Below are 580 nucleotides of genomic sequence, written 5' to 3'. Positions count from 1 at the left end.
ATCTCCTTGACGGTGGCGATCTCCCCCGTCTGCTCGTAGTCCAGGACGGCCCCGACGGTGTAATTCTGGTCGAGCAGCACCTGGCGGCCGGGCTCGCACGCGGCGAAGCTCACGAGGGGGCTCAGCGCCACCCGCATGCGCCGGCCGGCGACGAGGACGTCCAGGGTCCGCTCGGTGACGGCGGGGCCGCTGCCGGTCTGCTCGCCCACGGGCGCCCGGCCGGGGTTGACCTGCACGACGGTGCCCAGGCTCAGCGGCGGGACGAGGTCGTTCTCCAGGGCGCGCTTGAGCTGGCCGATCTCGGTGCGGGTGGCGTCGAGCAGGCGCACGAGCTTCTGGTTCTGCGTCCCGGCGGCGGCCAGCTGCTTGTCGAGGGCGCGCTTCTGGTCCCGGAGGACGTTGACCTGCCGCTGGGCGGTGACCAGGGCGCGGCGCGCCTGCTCGGCGTCGGCGGGCGCGGCCTGCTGGGGGGTCTCGCTCACGGGCGGTCCTCCTGGTCCTCCCCCGCGGCGGCGTCCGCCGCGGCCGTGGGCTCGGCGGACGTGGTCCCGGCACCGGCGGACCCGGGGGCGGTGCTCCC

The 580-nt window shown here is 76.0% G+C and carries 1 pseudogene; it reads right to left on the bottom strand.

Annotated features, from left to right (window positions below):
• Window positions 1-482: pseudogene (locus tag RCG67_RS17140) on the bottom strand (proteasome ATPase); the annotation flags it as partial.
• Window positions 483-580 lie beyond the last annotated feature (98 nt).

This window comes from Kocuria cellulosilytica (genome assembly GCF_040981245.1).
GTDB lineage: Bacteria > Actinomycetota > Actinomycetes > Actinomycetales > Micrococcaceae > Kocuria > Kocuria cellulosilytica.
The sequence above is the reverse complement of the archived record's forward strand: the minus strand, read 5'-3'. Positions and strand labels throughout refer to the sequence as shown.